Source organism: Streptomyces sp. NPDC003697 (assembly GCF_053587115.1).
Genome location: NZ_JBSFNN010000077.1, coordinates 1 through 19,475, shown reverse-complemented (window position 1 = coordinate 19,475; position 19,475 = coordinate 1). Strand labels below are relative to the sequence as shown.

Below are 19,475 nucleotides of genomic sequence, written 5' to 3'. Positions count from 1 at the left end.
TGTGCCTCGAACAACCCCTTCCCGGTCCCAGCCACGTCTTCCTTGCATGCCCACACACGGAGGGCCTGCAGTCGCCGACGGCGGGTGGGGATTTCGTCGGGGCACCGCAAGCCCGCAAGGGCTGAGGAGCTACCGACCCAGCGCGTCCATGCCCGGAGAGCGCAAACAAGTTGCGCGCAGCTGATCACCCGTGTCGAAGCTGCTGAAAAGGCGGATCGGGAAGGGGCTGTCCAAGGCGGAGTGCATCGAAGAAGGTTGTGCGGCTGCGCGGCGGCTGGGCGTCGGAGATGCGCCGCCTGGACCTCCGCGGTCCGGGTGGTCGGCGCTCACTCGTCCTGCGTTCCTTCGTCAAGCACTTCTTCGTTCGGCACGCGGAGGGCCTGCTGACCCGTGAGGCGACCGTCTTGCGCCTGCTCGGTGAGACAGACGTGCCCACGGCCACGCTCGCGGTGGTGGAGGCGACGGCGCAGTACTGCCGCCACCTCTCCTTGTTCGTGTCCCTGTTGCCGGGGACCGTGCGCCTGGGCGACAGGGGGGTGCTGATGACCGCGCTGAACAGCTGGCCTGGCAGCTGGTGCGGATCTTTTCGGCCGCTGTGCCTGAGCTGTTTTCCCTGGGAGCGTGGTCTCCCCGTCACCGGATACCTCACCTTGAGGGCCATGTCGCCCCGCTCGTCGACGGCTCGACTGCGTCAGCAGTCGGGGCAGGGTGCCGTCCTCGCCGGGGACCCGCTTGAGCTCCTTGTCGGTCTCGCCAGCGACCTACTTCCGTGGGGGACGCGGGAGCCGGCGTCGTATCGATGGGCTTCGGTCATGAGCAAGGTGGATCGTATGGCTCTCCGGGGACGTACATGTCCCACTGGTCCTTGGTGATGACGTCACCGACGCTCTTGCAGAGGATGTAGGTGAGGTCTGAGGGGTTTGTGGACCAGACGTTCACGGTGGTGCCGCCGGCGGCGAGCAGGGGCTTGCCCTGGGTGCTGTACGACAGGCCCCCGAATCCACCGAGGCTGCCCAGGCCGTAGGCGAAGGAAGCTTCGGAGAGCGGGGTCCGCCAGTTGCTCAGGTTCCATAATTCGATGTGGTTGTCGAAGTTTCCGTGAGGGCCGTTCAGTTCGCCGGAGCTGCTCCAGGTAAGGGTTCGGCCGTCGGGGCTGAAGGTGATGCTGCTGCCCGAACCGACCGTGCGCATCATGATCGGGTCGGCGGCGTTGATTCGACCGTCCTCGATCGGCCACAGGCGCGTCGTGTCCTGGGTGTCGGTGACAGCAAGCAGTTTGCCGTCGGGGCGGAAGGCCGACTGGGAGACCGTTGAGCCGGGCGTGAGCCAACGGGTCGGTTGAGGCGCTGGATGGTGTGGGTTTGTCACGGTCCAGGAGAACAGTTTGTCGCTGGAGTTGGCGACTAGGAGTCGGCCCTTGGGCGCGAAGGTGAGGTAGTAGAAGCCGCCTTTCATGGACGCGGTCTGCCGGGGGTGCGAGACGTTGGTGACGTCGAAGATCCTGACTGAGGGCGGTCTGGTCACGGCATCGTTGTTGTCGTTGTTGTCGGCGACGGCCAGCAGATTTCCGTCCGCGCTGAAGGAGAGGTCTTCGACGCCGTTGGCGATGTCGGTGATGGTGCTGAGGATCGGTGCACCGGGCCGGGTGGTGTCCCGCAGTCGGACTACATGCCTGCTGTTGCTCAATTCGCTGAGTGCGACGATCCGCCCGTTCGGGCTGAAGGTGGCGCCCTCCGCGCCGATGTCACCGCTGCCCGGTAGCCGAGCGAGGCTCTTGTGCAGCGTGGCCGCACCGGTCAAGTCCCACAGAGCGCCGCGATCGGCTCCGTGGATGACGAGCAGCCGCCGGGCGCCGCCACTGAACCGCGTGGTCGTCTGAAAGCCCGACGGAGTTGCCCCGAAGCTGGCGGCGGCGGTGGGCTGGGCGGGGTTCTCCACGTACCACAGCAGGACTCCTCGCTTTGTGGCTCGGAGCAATTGGTGGCCGTGCGGCGTGAAGAGGGCCGGGCCGGCCATCCCGTCGGCGTCCTGAGCGCCCTGCAGGTCGCTGCTCTTGTGCGGTCGGGAGGGTGGGTCGACGTCCCAGAGGACGGTGTCAGCGTCACAGGCGCCGGCGAGGCTCTTGCCGTCCGGGCTGAACGCCACCGAAGCCAGGTCCGTCTGGCAGACGGTCGCCCATTTGTCTGTGACCGTACCAAGGAGTGAGGTCTGTCCCTTGTCCTGCACCCGCCACAGCCGGACCTGGGTGTCCTTCCCGTCCCCCGGCCCTGCCAGAAGCCGTCCGTCTGGGCTGAACGCCACCCGGTGCAGGGGTGTGCCTTGGAGGCTGTAGGTGTTGGAGCCCGTTCTGAGTCCGGGCATGGTTGCCAGCGCGGAGGTGCGGCCGTGGGGGGACGCGTCCCATAGTCGTACCGTGCCGTCTTTGCCTGCGCTGCCCAACAGTGACCTGGAGGGTGCAAAGGCGAGCGAGTCGACATCCCCGGTGTGACCGTGCAGTGTCCGCAGTCGGCGGGGAGTGGTGCGGTGGGAGACGTCCCACAATTCGATGCTGCCGTCGACGTGGCCGAGAGCGAGCATGTGGCCGTCGTGGCTGATGGCCAGCGACAGCGTTTTGACCTTCTGTGGGGGGACAGCGACGGGGTGCGGTCTGTCCGGTTCGGTGATGTCCCACAGTCCCACGGAACCGCTCGCTGTATCCGTCGCGTGCACGGCCGTCAGCAATCGGCCGTCAGGGCTCATCGCCACGGCCCCAGTGTTCATCTCTCCTAGGTCCCCGAGGCGGCCTCGGCCGTGGGTGACGTCCCACAGGCTGACGCCGGAACCGGTGGAGATGGCCATGGTGGCACCGTCGGCATCGAGGGAGATGTCCCCGGCGGGGGCATCCTGCTGCAGGACGCCTGGCAGGTCCATGCTGGCGATCATGGATGCCGTACCGGCGTCCGGATTCAGCCGGTTCGCGACCATGCTGAGCTGCTTGGCCAGTCCGGGACGGCCCCTCTGTAACGCTTCCGCCTCCTCCGTGACCAGCCGTGAGACCGCAGTGCGGCGTTGCTTGGCTTCCCGCTGCCCGGACATCCAGGCCAGTACTCCGCCGGTCATGGCGAAGAGGGTGAGCACGCACAGACAGGCGATGACGGTCGTGCGGATGCGGGTGGCCCGGCGTTCGTAGTGCCACGACTGGTCCAGAAACGCCGCAAGCCGAGGTTCTAGGTCACCGGCGTACCCTTCGTGGCCCGAGTCGGTCAGGCCCGCGACCTCGAGGCGTTGTCTGGTGGCGGCCAGCCGGGGACCGCGATACAGCAGCGAGGGGTGCCTGTCCGCTTGCCACCAGGCGTCTGCGTCGACGGCCACCTGCTGACGGATGCGTAGCCAGTCACGGTCGGCGTCGATCCATTGCCGCAGTAGTGGCCAGGCATGGAGCAGGGCGTTGTGGCTGATGCGGACCGTCCGCTCGTCGAGGACCAGCAGTCGGGCCGCGGCCAGCTGGTTCAGGGCACGCTCGGCGGCCCGGGGATCTGGCAGGCCGTCCAGGAGCGCGGTGCGATCGACCGGACGGGTGGTGTCGACCGCCTCGTCGTCGATGCGGACCAGCCGTGGCAGCATGCGGCGCACAGCGGCCCGGCCGGCGTCGTCCAGGTGCGCGTAGGTTTCGTCGGCGGTCTGCCTGATGGCGTCGTCGATGCCGCCGCTCTGGCGGTAACCGGCGATGGTCAGCCGTCGGCCGCTGCGGTACCGCCAGGTCGCCCAGAGCGCGTGTGAGAGCAGCGGCAGAGTGCCCGTCTGGGACTGGGCCAGCCGGGCGGCCCCCAGTTCGTGGATGAGCAGGTCGGCGAGGCCCTCGTCGAGTTCCAGACCGACTGCCTGCGCCGGGCGTTCGATCGCGGCCCGGAGTTCCTCGTGCCGCATCGGTCCGACGAGTACTTGGTTGTCGCGGAGTATCGAGGCCAGCGCGGGCATCGCCTGGGCGTGGCCGTAGAAGTCGGCGCGCAGGGCGGTAACTACGAGCGTCCCGGCGTCGGCCAGGCAGGTCAGCGCGGTGGCGAAGGCGGTTCGTTCGGACTGGCTGCGACACGCGGTGAACAGTTCCTCCAGCTGGTCTACCAGCAGCACCAGTCGCCGTCGGGGATCCGGGACCAGATCGCGGGCCCAGTTGGCGGCAGTGCGCGGATCCTCGGACAGTAGGGCCGCTTCCCCCGCGCCGTCGGGGCGTAGCGCGGCGGCCAGTGCGCGGGTGGGGTGTTCGCCGGGGGTTAGGACGACGCAGGGCCAGGCGGCCGAGCCGGGCAGCAGCGGGGTGCCGGCGCGCAGGGTGGCGAGGAGACCGGCGTGCAGCAGGGAGGTTTTGCCGGCGCCGGACGGTCCGACGACAGCGAGCGGCTGTCCTCCCTCGACGGCTCGGGCGCAGCCCTTCAGTAGCTCCTCGATCAGTTCGTTGCGGCCGTGGAAGTATCCGGCCTCGTCCGCGGTGAAGGGTTCGAGGCCTGGGTAGGGACAGGGGCCCGGTACAGGGTCTTGGGCGGCTGTGCTGTCCTGCTCGCCGATCGTCGGTGCGGCCGCGTTGACGACGATGACGAGCCCGCCGGAGCGGTCGCCGGCCTGTCGGCGTGGCAGCGGTCCGCCCCGTGCCCGCAGCACGCGGAAGAGATGGTCGTAGACGTCGTCCAGGGTGAGCAGTCGCGGGGCGCGCGGATCGCCCTCCCGCAGCAGTCGGATCAACTCACCGGTGAAGGTGGTGTGTTCCGCGTCGTCCGGGGCCAGGGCCAGCTGCTCGGCGGAGCCCATGAGGTATATGCCGTGCCCGGCGGGCAGGTTGAAGGGCGTGGGCTGGGAAGCGTCGGCGCCGAGTCGGGCCCGGCCGGAGAAGCAGCAGTCCAGTACGACGATCACGGACCCGGCGTTGCACATTGTTACCGCTTCGCGCAGGGCCGAGAAGGGAAGCGCCTGGTGGGCAGCCAGCCCTGGGGTCAGCCGGTCGGTGGCGCAGGCGGCGAGGTACAGCTCGTCACCGGGGCCGATGAGCCCGTGCCCGGCGTAGTACACGAGGAGGGTGCTGTCCGCTTGGTGTGCTGCGTCGGTGATCGCCAGGGCCATCGTGCGGGCGTCGGCCGGGTCGATGAGGGTGTGCAGTCGGTCGGGGTCCACTCCGCAGCGTTCGGTGAGAGTGGCGGCCAAGGATTCGACACTGCGGGACACTGCCGGTACCGAGGTCAGCGTTGGGCCGTTGTGGGTGCTGGTGCCGATGAGGAGTAACCGGGCTCCGGCGAACGCCAGCGCACTGATGGGCACGGAGGCGGCCGGTTCGTCCGGTGAGTCGGCGGGCTGGGTCATGACCCGCTGCCGTCGGGTGCCTGACCGCCGTCGAGGATGCGAGATGTGTTGGCGACGAAGGTCCTCAACTCCTGGGCGGTCATCGGCGCGACAAGCTTGGTGGAGATCTCCACTGAGGCGCCGTCGGGCCGGGTGGCTTTGACTGTGACGGAACCGCGTCGGCTGCGGATCCAGGACACCAGGGCTGTGGTGAGTCCGGTGGCTGCGCCGCCGGAGCCGAGCGCGACGAGGAGTCCGTCCAATGCCGGTCCAAGGGTGCCGGGCACCGGTGGTCTCTCCTGAGGGGCGACTCTGCCCCGCAGTCCGTCATCATCCGTGAGCCATGCGAGTAAGGAGCGCGTCTCGTCGGCGGCGCCGGTGACGTCGCCGACGCCCTCCGCAATCCGGACTTCTATGTGCAGGTCCACAGTTTCTCCGCTCCCGCATCCGTCCCACCGGTAGCCGGACATCATGCTAAGACAGCGGGATCATGCCCTGCCGGGGTTTCGGTCCGTTCGTCGTCGTCCAGATCAGCGGCCCAGAGTTGAGGGGAAAGCCGCCAGGTTCGGGATGGCTCTGGGGGCGGTCTACCCCGTGCGCCCTCCGGTCAGCCGACTCGACGTGTTCCTGGACATTTCAGGGAGTGGGGCCAGCCGGGATTCCAGGTCTCCTCATGTCCGTGCTCGGGTCTATCTCCGCGGGTGTGGTGCTTCGGAAGGCTGTCACCCGGTCTCCCCCGATCCTGCTCCGGTTCCGCTCCTGCACGCTGTGAGTCGTTGCCGTCCGAACGCCGCCTCACGAACGCCTTGGTGGAGGGCACGTCAGGGAGGAAGCTCGACAGACGACAGCCAGCGAGCTACGGGATGCCTGACCACCTCATCAGCGTCTTTCGTGCTGATAGACCGTCTCACGGTTGGTAGATCCTGAGCAGTCAACAGGCTGCAGCAGTCCCGCGCCGTGGCTCGGCGATCAGCCCGGCCACCGACAGGCGCCCCGAGCGGCGGCCGCTGACGGTCACGACCGGGGTGTGACCGCGCCGGCCCCAGGTTCGTCCTTTGAGGCCGAGCCGCTGCATCAGCCTCGCTGCACCCGAGACGCTGTAGGAGACGTGGAACTTCCCGCCGATCAGCGTGGCCATCCTCGCCGCAGTCCACACCTGATCCTCCACCCATCCATGCGCGGCCGGCCCCTGCTCGATATACCCGGCGCGCTTCTCCAAGCAGCACGGTGACGGACGGCATCGCGACCGGCCCGGGCCACGGGAGGCCAGAGCCTCACAACCGCCGTCCCGCCACAGCTTGTGGGAGCAACGAAGAGAGCCAGCTCGCGCAGCGGGCCCTCTTCGGGGGTGTTCGTGTCATCCGGTCTGAGTAGCGGCGGCTTGCTCCGCGAATGAGCGAGCGAGCTTCTCGAGCCGTGCTGGGTCTCTTTCCAGTGCTCTCCTGCTCAGATACTGGAGGAGGGTGAAGAAGGTGTCGTCTGCTTCGATCCTCCTGTCAAGAAGCATCGCAAGGCTGCCGGGCTCGTCGTACGGGACTTTACGCACTTGAGGCCCCGCTCCAGTGTGCTCATCCGTGTCTCGCGGGGATGAGCCCGTCCGCGGTTCGGGTACCGCTTGCTGAGGTGCTCGTTCTGCAGCTGTCGGTTCTGGCGGTGGGGTCGGCTCGCCGCCTTCTATTACGCCGTAATAGCTGTCAGGCTTCCCAGTCTCCCGGGTGTCCGGTTCGTTGGTCGTCTCCGTCTTCTTACGGCGGCGTTCTGACTTCTCCGCTTCCTTGCGGGCGCGCTCCTCCTTGAGTTGCTTGAGCGCCGCTTCTTGCTGTTCGGCCGGCTTGTTGCCGACTGCACGCAACAGGTCGATGGGCTCTTCGCCGATGCGGGCCTGGAGGTCGGATGTGAGGTTGAGTAGTGCCAGCCTTTGTGAGACCCAGCCTTGTGAGCGGTGGAGTCGCTTGGCCAGTGCGGTCTGACTGCCGTGGATGGTCAGCAGCCTTTGCAGGGCTCGGGCTTCGTCGAGCTCTTCAAGGTCTTGCCGGTGGATGTTGGCGACCAGGGCTGATTCGAGGAGTTCCTCGGAGTTGGTGCCTTGGTCGTCGCTGACCATGACCTTGATGGTGGGGAGCTGTGCTTCACGGGCAGCGGCGAGGCGGCTGCTGCCGTCGATGACTACATGGGTGGTGTCGGGTTCGAGGTCAGCTTCGCGTTCGGGGTTGGCCTTGATGTAGGCGTCGCGGTTCATGACCGTGATCGCCTGCTTCTGGCCGTGGGTTTTCAGGCTGCCTGCGAGGTCAGTGAGGTCACCAAGGCTCGAGCGGGGGTTGTCGGGGTTGAGGCTGATGCGCTGCGGGGGGAGTTCGGTGGGTGGTGCGATGCCGTCGGTGGGGACTCCGGTGGCAGCGGCGACAGCCTGGCGACGCGCGCTGACGTGGCGTACTCCCCCGCCGAAGCGGCCTGCGCCCAGCTGGTCGGCCTTGCTCATGCGATCTCCCGGGCCAGTGCGCGCATTCCGATGGCCTGCTGTGATTTGGGGGCGTAGGACAGCAGGGGTTGCTTCATTCGTACTGCTTCCTTCTGTTCCTTGAGGTCTCCGATGAGTCCGACGACCCGGGGGTCCTTTATGTCGACCCACCCCTGTAGCGAGGAGGTGGCGATGAACCCCCGGCGGGAGTCGTAGAGGTTGACGACGATGCCCAGGTAGTCGATGTCGACTTGCAGGTCGTTGCGGAGGTCTTCGATCTGCGTGGTGAGCAGTTGGTAGGCGTCCGCGGAGCTGTCCTCGGCCTGTACGACGATCAGGGCGCCGGATTGGCCAGGCCTTTCGTCGTCGCGGCGGCGGCCGTAGTAGGCGGCGGCGTCCATGCTGAGGCCGAGGCTGGGCGGGCAGTCGACGAGGATCACGTCGTAGTCGGCTTCAAGTGGGGCGAGCGCGCGCTCGAGCGCAGCTTCGCGTGCGCGTACGGCGGACAGGCGTACGTCAAGGAGGAAGGCGTCATTGCAGGCCGGCAGGAGGTGGAGTCGGCCGTTGAAGGTGTCGTCGTCGATGGAGACGATGAGGTCTCGGAGGTCTCCCTTTGGGTCGCCTGCCATGTGGTTGGTGAGACTGTCACCGGTCATGGGCAGGGGTGCGGCGCCGAGCTGGTTGGTGAGGTGGCACTGCGGGTCGAAGTCGACGAGGAGTACGCGGAGTCCGAGGCCGGGCAGGTTCTCAATGTCGAGCGGGTCGTAGGTCGGCTCACCGTCGGGGCTGGCGTCGCTTGCGCGTAGTGCTTTGGCGAGTGCTTTGGCTACTTGGACGGCGTGGAGAGTGTTGGGGTCTTCGGCGAGGGCTTCGCCGAGGCCGGCGGTGATGGCTGTCTTGCCGACGCCGCCCTTCTGGTTGCAGACGATGATGCGACGGGTGATTTCCGGGCGTTCGACATCGGGTGCGGGGTTGGTGTCGAGCCAGAGTTGGACGGACTGGGCCAGGCCTTGGATGAGAGATACGCGGCGGTCTGCGGCTGCTTGGCGGAACTCGTCCCACTGGCCGGGGGGCAGGAAAGTGGAGAAGGAGTCTGCGCCGGCCGTATCGATGGTGGCAGGGGTGGAGGCGAGGCTGCACCAGTCCCTGATGCCTTGTTCGACGGCGGCTTGGATCTCGATGCCGTGCTGAGCGGCTCTGATTTTGAGGTTCTGCCGGAGCCATCCCGGCAGCTTGGAGACGACCTTCTCGCGGTCGTTGGAGGAGGCTGGCGAACTCATGGTGGACACCTTACTAACGGCGGCGCGGATTTGAAGTACTGACACGTTAGTAGATCGATCTGCTGGGGGTGGCAGGAGGCCAGGGCGTCGTCCGGGCTATTACGCCGTAATGGCCGACAGCGCCTGGCGAGGGCGCGGCGTGTGTGGTCGGTTGCTATTACGGCGTAATAGGTCAGCGTGCGGTGATCACGGCAGCCCGTGCGTGGTGTAGAGCGCGTGGGCTGCCGATGTGTGGTCAGGATGCGCTGGACGGCCGGCCCGAACGGTGACTCTTGGCCGCAGTGCCTGCCGTGCGAGGTCGACCCCGAGTTCGACGCTCACATGGTCATCGTCCCGGCCGTATCGCTGTCGGGTGGCCGAGCGGTGAGCTTGGGCAGCGGGTTCGCGGTTCGCCCGCGTGCGGGGGACAGGCGTGGGGCGGGTTTGGTGGCGGGGTGATGAGGTGGTGAGTGGGGATGACGTGGATGGGGCCGATAGCGGCGTGGGAGTTGATCTGGCAGTGGCGTCCGACAGCGGCGCCGAGGCCGATGGTGATGTTGATGCCGGTCTGAGTGTGGTCGCCTATGACGGCGCCGAAGCGGGCGGTGCGGCAGCGGTAATGCCCGTCGGGCAGGCGGAGGATGACTTCGCAGGTCATGTTGCCAGTGAGGTGGATTGCGGCGACGGCGACGTTCGCGGATAGGCGGACGCCCCTGCCGAGCAGGGTGCGGTTGATGCCGATGCGGTGTCCCAGCACGCTGTCGGCGCCGACGTAGGCATTGGTGACCTCGCAGTTGAAGCCGATCGAGGCCCCGGATTCGATGAGGGTGTGACCACGGATGGTGGTGAACTCCCACACCTTTGCTTCCGACCCGATGATCACACCGCCGCCGATGATCGCGGTGGGGCCCATCGCGGGGCGTTTGCGCTCGGCCCAGCCCATGCCCGCGCGACACGAGCTGACGCAATCAGAACACGTTGATCGCAACTGGTGCCCGCTCCGCGCGGGTCAGGGCGCGCAGCACTGCCGCTTCACCTTGGCGTCGGACGGCCAGCCCGGTCAACAGCGCAACCACCGGATCGAGGGCAGCACCGGCAAGCTCCGGCGCGCTGAGGCCCACACTGACCGCCAGGTCATCACTGCGAGCTCGACCAGTCGGGTCACGAGGAAATCGTCCAGGCTCAGCGCGCACCCTGTTTGCGGCATGAACACCACCCAGTCGCTATGCCCCCCTCAAGGCCGGACCGCTGCTGGTCGAGCGCGGCATGGACCCGCTCGACCAGCTGCCGCACGTCTTCGGACGAGATGCCGTCGCCCTTTACTCGTATCCCAGCACTGACTTCGCCGTCGAGCGGCGCATCAATCCACACGGCGCGCGCATAGTGTTCCAGCACTGGGATGGGTTCCTGATCAGAGGTGGGTCCCTCCAGCGCCGGACCAACGCTGAAGATCTGATTCGGTCAGGCCGGCCAGGCGTCGAGCTCGAGTAAGCGGGCGGGGCAAACGCATCGGACGCTGGGCGCCGAGTGCGCCGTCGTCGTCGACGGTAGCCGGCGCCTGGCCTGCCGCCCACCAATCCGCTAACGCCTTCCGTCACAGCCCGGGTGTGACGATGACCATGGGCTGTCCCAGCGGGGGTCAGAGTCTGAAGACCCCTCGCCAGGTCCATCCGGCGCCCAGTACTGCGTTTTGCAGGGGGTCTGTCATCTCTCGGGTGTCGAAGCGGAACGCCTCGACCTTGTGCCGTTTGCCGTCGGGACCCTGCTGGGTCTCCCACTGGCGGAACACCGCAGGCGCATGACCGCGGCCGTACTGGGTGTTGGCGTTGGCGGCCGAGCGGGTTTCCCACCGCTCGTGCAGGAAGCGCACCTCTTGTTTGTCCGGGACCAGGCGCATGCTGGTCTTGAGGCGCACGCCCACTCGCTGGATGTGGCACTCGGCTACCAGGTCGGCCTTTTCGGCCGGCAGGGCGTTGCGCACGCGGTAGGGCACGTCGGGTTCGTTGACTGCGAGCAGCGCGGCCCGGACCTCCGTGTGCGGCAGCGGTGCAGTGTTGCCGTCGGGATGCTTGGTACCGGTCAGCCTGTTCCAAAGGCCCATCGCTATGCCCCTTCCTTAGTGTCTGGACCGACCGTGCGAACGAAGGTCTGGAAGCTTTGCAGGACGGCGTCGTGCTGGGCCGCGGTGGCGGTGAGGATCAGTCGGATTACTGCCCGCTTGTGGGGATCCACGATGTCCGTCAGGGAGAGGTATACCTGGGACTGGATCAGGTCGCGGCGTGTGCCGTCGACGACGGCGGAGAAGGTTAGTCGCTGGGTCAGAGCGGGTGCATCCGCGGAGCCCACCTTGCGGCGGTGGGTCACCGTCACCGACTCGGCGATCTCGTGCAGGCGCTGCGCCGCCTCGTCTGCCAGGCCAGTCAGTGTCGCCGCGTTGGGGGGGACGCCGCCATCGATGGTGATGGTGGCGGCGAAGCCAGCGTCCGGCTGCGGATGCACTGCGGCGAAGGCCACATCTGCGGTGTTGAAGCCTCCCTCGGGACGGGCCGGGAGCCAGCCTTCTGGCAGCCGGAACTTCAATGGCAGGGGTAGTGTCGTGGGCATTTCCAGCCCTCCTTCCGAGGGAGTGGGTCAGATCCAGTCCGTGACGGTGCTCTTGACAGAGCCGATGCCGTCGTCGACCGCATCGCCTATCGCGTCGGCGGCGTCACCGACGCTCTTGCTCAGCTTGTCCGGATCAACAGTGATTTCGACTCCCACGGAGCCGCCCAGGATGGGTGAGGCACCGGCCTTGCCTCCGAGGTGCCATACGCCTTCGTCGTCTTTCTTGTAGCCCCACCAGGCCTCGGCTCCAGGACCGGCCCAGCCTTCCGCCGCTGCGCCGAACCCGATGCCGGCGACCTCCCCGCCGCCGGCGATGGTGCCCTTGGCTCCGGCGAATGCCTTCGCCCCGACGGTGAACTCCTCCTTTGTCGCCTTGGCGTTGACCCCGGCTTCGGCGCCGGCGAATCCTTCGGCGCGTCCGTAGATTCCGGCGTAGGGCCCGTATTCGGCCCGACCTTCGGCCAGCCCCCGCAGCCCTGCGGACGCTTCTGCCTTGCCGACCACACCCTTGTCGTTGAAGCCGTAGTTCGCGGTGGCTCTGGCTCCTCCGTAGCCGTCAGCTACCCCGGCAAGTTTGAAGTCTCCCTGCGTCAGGGTCCCTTCCGCGGTCGCGTGGAAGAGGTCGGCATAGGCCTTGATCGATCCTTCCTTACCATATTTCGGGTCGGTAGTGACGGTGAAGCCGGCTCCGGGTCCGGTCAGCTTGAGTTTGCCCTCGGAGTCCCAGTCACTGCTCTTCGAATAGGCCGGGTTCTGGCCCGCGTAGGTGTCGATGTCACCCTGGGCCTGGCCGTTGAAGCCGGTGAGGGTGCCATCGCTGATGTTGCCGTCGATCACCACGGCCTGCACTGCGGTCTGGACGTCTTTGTCGAGGTCTCCTACGTCCTTCACCCGCTGGTCGATCAGCTGCTGCCAGGAACTGACTGCTCTGCGGACGCTGTCCTGATAGTCGGGGTCGTGGATATAGGCGGTACGCTCGGCAGGGGTCAGCTTCTCGGTGTCGAAGACCACCCGTCCCTGCTCGGAAACCTTCATGCCCGCCTCAACGGCGTCCGCGCGGGCCGATGCAAGTTTCGCGCGCAGGCTCGTGAACTGTGTGTGCGCGTCCCTCAGGAGGGAGGCGACGGCCTTCGCCTCGCTCTGGGCGTTCTGCAGTTCCTTCAGAGTGATGTCGAAGCGCTCATTGGCGGCCTGCGCGCTCAAGCCCGTCCAGGCCTGCCCCATGGATATGCCGTGCACATCCCGCTTGTATGCCACTTCCTGCTTGTGGAACTGCTTCGCCATGCCGTCCCAACGCTCGGCGGCGGTGGTGAGCGTGGATAGGTCGGTCGTCATGACCTCGTGGTACGTCGGCACTGGTGCCCCCCGTTACGTGACGCAATGTGCTTGGTTAGCGGCAATGCCCGCGCGATCAGAACCCATCCAGCGATGACGACGCGCGAACTTCGGACCCGACTCCAGCGTCCGTGCCCGACAACACGGTGTTGGTGGCGCGCAACGCCGCCTTCTCCGAGGACAGCCGGTTCATGAGGTTCCGCACCTGCTCACCCCAGGTCTTGTGCGCCTTGCTCATTGCGCCTGAGGTGAGCCAGCCATCCCCGTCCCTGGGCCCGAACGCTTTCACAACAGCGCCCGTCTCCTCGTCGGCCCAGTCCCCCGCCTTCTTGACGTCGGGCTCGATGTGGTCTTCGAGCGCCTTCGCGGCGACCTGCTTCTCCGCTGGCGAGGACGCCAAATCCGGCTGGCCGACAGAACGGCCGCCGCCTTGCGTGCCAGGTAGCTGGTTCAGCCGCACCCCCAGGGAATGCACGGCTCCGCTGCCGATCCCACCCGGTTCCTCTGCGTCTCCAACCACGAGCCCCCCGTCCGTTTGTTCCTCACGTGCACCTGACAGGTTAAATGACCAGGCTTTTCGCCTCCAAGCTAGTGCCGCAGCAGGCAACGTTCGCCCGCTGCTCGTCCTCTCATGTCAGAGTGGCTGTGGTCAGTCGGTTAGTGATCTCTTCGGCGGTCAGCACGAGGGCGAAACCCTTGCGTAGGACTGCGAGTTCGGGTTCTTGCCGGGATTCGTCGTCGGTTGCCGTGTCGTCGGAGCCGAAGACGACCTTGTAGCCACGGTCGAAGATGGTCCAGATCACCGGGACGGAGGTCGTCGCCCGGCATTCTTCGACCAATTGGTGCGACCGGGGCGCCATCCGGGTGGCTGCGGGCACCCAGTAGGGACTCCAGCCGGGCCGGACGAATTCGTCTTGCATGTCGATCACCAGCAGTGCCGCCCGTTCGGGCCGTATGTCGTGAGCGTTGCGCGCCCGTGTGATCACCCATTCCTCGGTCTATGCCATCCCGGCTCCTGCCTCGATTCGAGGTACCTCGGACCGCCTACTGGGCGCCGGCGACACCGACGACCCCTACCGGCGCGGCATGCTCATCGTCGCTCACCAGCCGGGTCGAAAGGGCCTGGCTTCGGGAGACATTGACCTGACACCGCACCAGCAGGCACCTCGCCCGTTCTACACCCGGACACCTCGTCGACCTTGAACGCGGAGATGGTTCTCGGGAGTCATCAGTTGGTGAAGCGTCGTCATGGCGCCGTCTCCAGTCGTCTCGGAGTGTCCACCCCTTCCGAGGCGCTGGCAGCTCCACAGACAGGAACCGGGCGCATGAGTACGAGTTAGTGCCGGGTGGCTTCCCTCGAGTCTCTGATGGTGAGCGGCCGGTCGGCGGGCGCGGTGCGGAGGGGAACGGGCCCTGGACGAGGGACGTATTGAGGGCGGCTGGCATGTGGACGGGCGCTGCATGAACTGCGATGTCGAGCGGGTGGCGACGTAGTAGGGCGTGCGACCAGCCTTGCGGCCGGTTCCCCCGCTGTACGGTGGCGCCAAACTCGCGCCTATAGGGGACGTTCCACGAGATTTGGCGTCAAGGTGGGCCCGTTCTACGCCAGCACCAGCACGAGACGCAGGTACCGCAGCCGCAGCGGTGGCAGCGGGTGCGCTTTCGCGCTCGCCGTCAGCTTCGCCCTGTTGCCTTGGGTCGCGGCGTTCCAGTCGCGCACCGTGGCGGGCCACGTGGTCGGCGGCATCTTCGCCGGCCTGGAGGTCGCGCTCGTCGTCGCGGTGATCGCCGCCAGGGGGAAGACGAAGGCGGCGGCCCAGGCATCCGGCAAATTGGCGCCCCGAACAGGCAAGCAGGAGCAGGTCCAGAAGGGTTTCATCGACGACCTGCCGCCCTACTTGCGTCCGCCATGCGGGGAGCAGCGCCGCCGCCGGTGATCGGACGGCCTACCAACAACGCTTGGAGTAGGCCTCTCGTATTGCTACGGCCAACGGACATGTAGCGCCCAGCGTGGGGCACGGAGCGCCACCCACTTTCTATCACCCTAGAAATCCAAGGGTTTCCAAGCCTTCTAGCGTCCTCCGGGGTAGCTAACCTGACGGCATGACAGACACCGCGACCACCAACCGCTGCTACTGCGGCTGCCAGACCGCCATCGGCTACGGACGCACCTTCGCCGCCGGTCATGACAAGATCGCCGAAGCCGCCTACCTCGCCGTCCACCACAACGGCTCCGTCGCCGAACTCCTAAAGAGCCAGGGCTACGGCCCCGACAACCCCGTCACTGACGCAGCCGTCGAAGCGGGCGCCTGGAAGAAGTGCGACCACTGCGACTACAAGGGCGCCCCTGAAAGCATCCGCAACCACATGGCCAAGGTGCAGAAGGCTGAGAACACCCAGCGAGAGTCCCTGGAGAAGTCCGTTCGCGCGCTCGGCGGAACCTGGGACCCGAGCCGCGGAATGCAGACCCTGCGAGACGCCGGTTACCACCCCTCCGAGAAGTACATCCGAGAGGTGTACCGACGACTGGCGGACAGTGGCCTGCTGGAGAAGGTGGATGAGCACCGGGCCATCTACTTCGTCATCGAGAAGTAGGGCCTAGGGCGTGTATCGAAAGTATTTCCGGAGCGGTCGTCGGGCCGCTCCGCTACGGTGCGGCCATGGCGAACTTTGTGCTAGTTGCAGGTGCGCGACTCGGATCGTGGGCGTGGGACGATGTGGTGCCGCATCTGCGTGCGGCCGGCCATGGCGTCCACCCGCTGACGCTGTCCGGTCTCGCTGAGAAGCAAGGTGTGCCAGCTGGTCAGCAGACCCACGTACAGGACATCGTTGATGAGGTCGAGCGCCAGGACCTGCGTGAAGTCGTTCTGGTAGGTCACAGCTACTCGGGTGTCCCGAGCGGTCAGGCCGCCGGGCGGATCGGCGACCGGCTAGCGCACGTGGTCTTCCTTGACTCCAGTGTTCCGGCTGATGGTGAACCGTTCGTCTCCGCCTGGCCGGACGGCGGGGCGATGATGAGGGCATCGATCGCCGAGAACGGAGGATTCTGGCCGGTCGCGCCCGCGGCCCACTTCGAGGGCCACGGTCTCACCGATGAGCAGATCGCACGGATCGTGGGCGGTGCGACGCCGCACCCGGGTGCCACGCTGACCGAACCCGCCGTGCTGGGAAGGCCGCTCGGCGACCTCCCGGCGACTTACATCAAGTGCACGCTCGGTGACCCCGAGCCGAGCGACGACGTAACCAAGCTGCTGACCAGTGGGCACTGGCGGCTGATCGAGATGGACACCGGCCACTGGCCGATGTTCTCCCAGCCACGCGAACTGGCGCAGGTCTTCCTCGACATAGCCGGGGCGTGACCGCAGGTCCATGTTTGCGGACTCCTTGCCAGCGTTGTATCAACTGCCCTGATCACAGCCACTCGTTGATGGCAGCGACGAGGACGGTCGCCTCGTAACGGACCGCCAGTTTGTCGTACCGCGTAGCCACGGCCCGGTGCCTTTTGAGGCGATTGATGCCGCACTCGACCGCGTGCCGAGCCTTGTAGTCCTGCGGGTCGAACTGTGGCGGCCGACCGCCGCGCGAGCCGCGTTTCTTGCGGTTGCGGGCCTGGTCGGCCTTGTCCGGGATGGTGCAGCGGATCCCGCGCCGCCGCAGGTAAGCGCGGTTCTTCCGGGAGGCGTACGCCTTGTCAGCGCGCACGCGATCTGGCCGAGTGCGCGGCCTGCCCGGCCCAAGGCGCGGGACACGGACCTTGTTCAGGACAGGCTGGAACTGTGGGGAATCGCCCCGTTGCCCGGCAGTGATCACGATAGACATGGGCTTCTGGCCCTGCTCGACAGCAAGGTGCAGCTTCGTGGTCAGGCCGCCGCGCGAGCGTCCGAGCCCGTGGTCGTCCGGCTCGACGGTGACGCCGCCGGGCGGTTCCTTCTGCAGTTCCCCCTTTTCCTCGCCCCGGCGGCGTGCTGGTGGGCCCGGCACACCGTGGAGTCAACGTTGATGTCCCAGGTGATCAGCTGTTTCGCGTCGGCCTGGGCCTGCAGCGCGGTGAAGATCCGAAACCAGGTGCCGTCCCGCTGCCACCGACGGAACAGGTCGTACGCCCGACCCCACGGTCCGTACTCGGCGGGGAGGTCCCGCCACGGGATGCCGGTGCGAACCCGGAACCGTATCCCGTCGATCAACTGCCGCTTGGCCCACTTCGGCGGCCGTCCCGGCCTCTTGCCCTTCGGCAACAGCGGTTCCAACACCGCCCATTGCGCGTCCGTCAGATCTCCCCGTGCCACGGCCCAAGATCATCGCACGGTGAAGATCCACTTTCGATACACGCCCTAGGTGGCGACCAATGCCTCTCGGAGCGTCTCGCGCGCCAGCGTGTTGGCGACGATCGACGTCACCTGCGTCCGGCTGACCCGGGCGTCCCCGGTGAAGGAGTGGGGAGCAAGTGCTGAAGGCCAGGGGGTGATCCCCGGCTGTGACGCAGCTCCTGTCGCCCCCGGGGGAGGCCGCCGTACCGTTGTCCGCACCTCCCCGCCCGGGCGCGCAGTGCCCGCGACCGGATCACCCACACCGGAACACCCAGGACAGGCGGGCATACGCACAGGACGGTCCACCATGCCCACCGCGCTCTCGCCCGTCATCGCCGCCTCCGCACGCTGGCTGCTGGCGGCCTTCCCCCCGGCCACCGGCCCGCTGAACCAGGCCCTGGCCGAAGCCCAGGCAGGCCATGCGGCCACCATCGCCGCCGCCCTGCGCTACCCCACCGCGCTGGACGCTGAACTGCTGGACCTGCTCGGCCCCGGCGGCTCCGGCCGGCTGGACTTCGTCACCGGCGCCGACGCACCCCCGCTGACGGACGCCACCCACGCCTGGCGCACCCAGGTCGACGAGACCGTCGTCAGCTGGGCGGCCTGCCTGCTGGCCGACGCCGACCTCGCCGCCCTGGCCGCCGCCTGCCTGGCCGCCACCCACCACGGCCCCGACAGCGTGGGCGACGCGCGCCGGCTGACCATCCCCAGCCCGCGCGACCACCGCGCGGCCCCCCTGCTGCGCCACCCGGACTTCCTCGGCCCGATCGCGGACCTCCACCGCGAGACCCTCCTCGGCCTCCTCGGCGCCGCCCCGGCCGTCACCGCCCCCGAACCCGGGTGACCACCGAGCCCGTACGACCACAGGCAGTCGGCCACCGTCGGGCCGCCGCGGCCCGTCGCGCTCAGGGCGCCTTGAACAGAGCCGGGAAACGCGGAGCGAGCCAGGGCTTGCGCCCCCCGACCAGGATGCGGCCCTGAGCGAGGGGACCCCACTGGCCCCGGCGCCCGAGCGCCATCAGGAGAAACGTGACCGGCTCGATGAGGATGGTGCAGTCCGTAACCGCTCCACACTCGATGGCAGGCCCCGACAGGCCGGACCACAACTCAGCCGGCAACGGACGCAAGCGGCACCTGCGGCAGCTTCATCGCCCCGGCCGGTGTGGGCCAGCGCCGAAAAGAGGAGATGTAGGTTCCCGCGACCCGTGTCATCTGCCGCACCTCTGACCTCGACGGTTCTTGGACTTCCCACGCCATGTCATGTGCTGGATTCCCAGCGCCGTGTCATTTTCCTGGCTCGCCCAGCCAGAAACGGCGACGCCGCCGCCCAAGAAGAGGTTCCCCGGACGGTCAGAAGCTCCAGCTGTAGAGGCCGCCGCCCGTAGTCACCGCAGACGCCGCAAGCCGGGACACTGCCTGCAGGACCGCCAGCAGATCATCGTCGGTCATTTCGTCCCCGTCGGCTGACCTGAGCCTCGCGGTCCAGCGATCTGCCAGCTCCTCCAGCTCAACGGAGGTGGCGTCGGCCAATGCCCGGATCTGCACCGGCCCCGCAGGCCCAGCAGTGGAACCCTGCTCCTCCTGTCTGCGGGGCCGCTGCCCCGCGCCTGCCCTTCGGCCACCACCGCTTCCCGCCCAGCGCGGGCTACGACGTGGCAGAGGCGTGCGCGAAGATCCTGGCCGACCCGGCGCCGCACATCTCGAAGATCTACGAGCTCACCGGTCCGGAACTGAAGGACATGCACGGGTTCGCACAGGACTTCGGGGCTGTGCTGGGACGCCAGGTCAGCCCCGTGCCCGAAGAGGTCGAAACCTGGAACGAGACCTACGTCGACCCCGCCCTGGCCGAGTTTCCGCACACCGCGGAGCACATAAAGACCCTAGCCCGGCTGATCGGCGGCGGCGGATACCGCGGCGTCACCGGCCAATTGGAAACCCTGCTCGGGCGCGCGCCGAAGACCGTGCGGTGGGCGCTGCAGAACCATCCGCGTATCCAGAAGTTGGCGACTGGCTGAGTTGGACTTCGGGGAAGACCAGCCGACCGGGGCCGACACACGGCACGGGCCGGCCCGACAGAGTCAGAGGGCCCGCCCGTACGCGTAGCCCGGGGCGTGGGTTCCGGGGGGTCCGTCATGGTGCGCGCCGGGCAGTCGCTGACCGTGCTGATCGTCAACGTTCCGCATCTGCTGGGGCCCGTGCCCGCAC

General features: G+C 67.5%; 17 protein-coding genes and 2 pseudogenes. 5 read left to right on the top strand and 14 right to left on the bottom strand.

The genetic code is table 11. The features are described from left to right. Positions 1-810: 810 nt before the first annotated feature. From ACWDNY_RS24960 to ACWDNY_RS24905, 12 genes and pseudogenes are all read right to left on the bottom strand, one after another. Positions 811-5,328: a caspase, EACC1-associated type gene (locus ACWDNY_RS24960; protein WP_451648019.1), complete on the bottom strand. Its 4,518-nt coding sequence runs from the start codon at positions 5,326-5,328 to the stop codon at positions 811-813. Further along, positions 5,325-5,777: an effector-associated constant component EACC1 gene (locus tag ACWDNY_RS24955; RefSeq protein WP_451648031.1), complete on the bottom strand. Its 453-nt coding sequence runs from the start codon at positions 5,775-5,777 to the stop codon at positions 5,325-5,327. The genes ACWDNY_RS24960 and ACWDNY_RS24955 overlap by 4 nt, the downstream gene beginning before the upstream one ends. A 494-nt stretch (positions 5,778-6,271) precedes the next feature. Continuing rightward, positions 6,272-6,610: pseudogene (locus ACWDNY_RS24950) on the bottom strand (winged helix-turn-helix domain-containing protein); the annotation flags it as partial. 54 nt (positions 6,611-6,664) lie between these two features. Next, positions 6,665-7,786, bottom strand: a complete 1,122-nt coding sequence (locus ACWDNY_RS24945) for a ParB/RepB/Spo0J family partition protein (protein ID WP_451648018.1) — start codon at positions 7,784-7,786, stop codon at positions 6,665-6,667. Further along, positions 7,783-9,045: a ParA family protein gene (locus ACWDNY_RS24940; RefSeq protein WP_451648017.1), complete on the bottom strand. Its 1,263-nt coding sequence runs from the start codon at positions 9,043-9,045 to the stop codon at positions 7,783-7,785. Before ACWDNY_RS24940 ends, ACWDNY_RS24945 begins: the two co-directional genes overlap by 4 nt. A 325-nt stretch (positions 9,046-9,370) precedes the next feature. Next, on the bottom strand, positions 9,371-9,967 hold the full coding sequence (locus ACWDNY_RS24935; RefSeq protein ID WP_451648016.1) for a transferase: 597 nt from the start codon (positions 9,965-9,967) through the stop codon (positions 9,371-9,373). Positions 9,968-10,206: 239 nt separating this feature from the next. Beyond that, positions 10,207-10,419, bottom strand: a complete 213-nt coding sequence (locus tag ACWDNY_RS24930; protein WP_451648015.1) for a hypothetical protein — start codon at positions 10,417-10,419, stop codon at positions 10,207-10,209. Between the two features lie 244 nt (positions 10,420-10,663). Beyond that, positions 10,664-11,125, bottom strand: coding sequence for a hypothetical protein (locus ACWDNY_RS24925; protein ID WP_451648014.1), 462 nt, complete (start codon positions 11,123-11,125; stop codon positions 10,664-10,666). A gap of 2 nt (positions 11,126-11,127) precedes the next feature. Then, a complete protein-coding gene (locus tag ACWDNY_RS24920) occupies positions 11,128-11,628 on the bottom strand; it encodes a hypothetical protein (protein WP_451648013.1) in 501 nt (166 codons plus the stop codon). A gap of 27 nt (positions 11,629-11,655) precedes the next feature. Then, on the bottom strand, positions 11,656-12,963 hold the full coding sequence (locus ACWDNY_RS24915; RefSeq protein ID WP_451648012.1) for a hypothetical protein: 1,308 nt from the start codon (positions 12,961-12,963) through the stop codon (positions 11,656-11,658). 76 nt (positions 12,964-13,039) lie between these two features. Next, entirely contained in the window at positions 13,040-13,423 is a 384-nt protein-coding gene (locus tag ACWDNY_RS24910) for a hypothetical protein (protein ID WP_451648011.1), read from the bottom strand. A 169-nt stretch (positions 13,424-13,592) separates the two neighbouring features. Beyond that, positions 13,593-13,949, bottom strand: coding sequence for a hypothetical protein (locus tag ACWDNY_RS24905; protein WP_451648010.1), 357 nt, complete (start codon positions 13,947-13,949; stop codon positions 13,593-13,595). A gap of 603 nt (positions 13,950-14,552) precedes the next feature. On the opposite strand from ACWDNY_RS24905, the gene ACWDNY_RS24900 reads away from it, so the two are divergent. The 3 genes from ACWDNY_RS24900 (at position 14,553) to ACWDNY_RS24890 (ending at position 16,322) form a co-directional block, all read left to right on the top strand. Beyond that, on the top strand, positions 14,553-14,900 hold the full coding sequence (locus ACWDNY_RS24900; RefSeq protein WP_451648009.1) for a hypothetical protein: 348 nt from the start codon (positions 14,553-14,555) through the stop codon (positions 14,898-14,900). A 166-nt stretch (positions 14,901-15,066) separates the two neighbouring features. Continuing rightward, positions 15,067-15,558, top strand: coding sequence for a hypothetical protein (locus ACWDNY_RS24895; RefSeq protein WP_189879814.1), 492 nt, complete (start codon positions 15,067-15,069; stop codon positions 15,556-15,558). A 65-nt stretch (positions 15,559-15,623) separates the two neighbouring features. Beyond that, on the top strand, positions 15,624-16,322 hold the full coding sequence (locus tag ACWDNY_RS24890) for an alpha/beta fold hydrolase (protein WP_451648008.1): 699 nt from the start codon (positions 15,624-15,626) through the stop codon (positions 16,320-16,322). 52 nt (positions 16,323-16,374) lie between these two features. Here ACWDNY_RS24890 and ACWDNY_RS24885 read toward each other — a convergent pair. Continuing rightward, positions 16,375-17,249, bottom strand: a protein-coding gene (locus tag ACWDNY_RS24885) for an IS5 family transposase (protein WP_451648007.1) whose coding sequence is annotated in 2 segments (ribosomal slippage) — positions 16,375-16,866 and positions 16,869-17,249 — 873 coding nt in all. Because the reading frame shifts where the segments join, the coding sequence is not laid out codon by codon here. Positions 17,250-17,577: 328 nt separating this feature from the next. Here ACWDNY_RS24885 and ACWDNY_RS24880 point away from each other — a divergent pair. Next, on the top strand, positions 17,578-18,114 hold the full coding sequence (locus tag ACWDNY_RS24880) for a hypothetical protein (protein ID WP_020937384.1): 537 nt from the start codon (positions 17,578-17,580) through the stop codon (positions 18,112-18,114). A 61-nt stretch (positions 18,115-18,175) separates the two neighbouring features. Here the strand turns inward: ACWDNY_RS24880 and ACWDNY_RS24875 are convergent. Beyond that, positions 18,176-18,328, bottom strand: a pseudogene (locus ACWDNY_RS24875) (maleylpyruvate isomerase family mycothiol-dependent enzyme); the annotation flags it as partial. A 471-nt stretch (positions 18,329-18,799) separates the two neighbouring features. Between ACWDNY_RS24875 and ACWDNY_RS24870 the strand changes: the two are divergent. Beyond that, the gene (locus tag ACWDNY_RS24870; RefSeq protein ID WP_451648006.1) at positions 18,800-19,285 is read left to right on the top strand and encodes a hypothetical protein; all 486 of its coding nucleotides are present in this window, start codon (positions 18,800-18,802) and stop codon (positions 19,283-19,285) included. Positions 19,286-19,475: the final 190 nt, after the last annotated feature.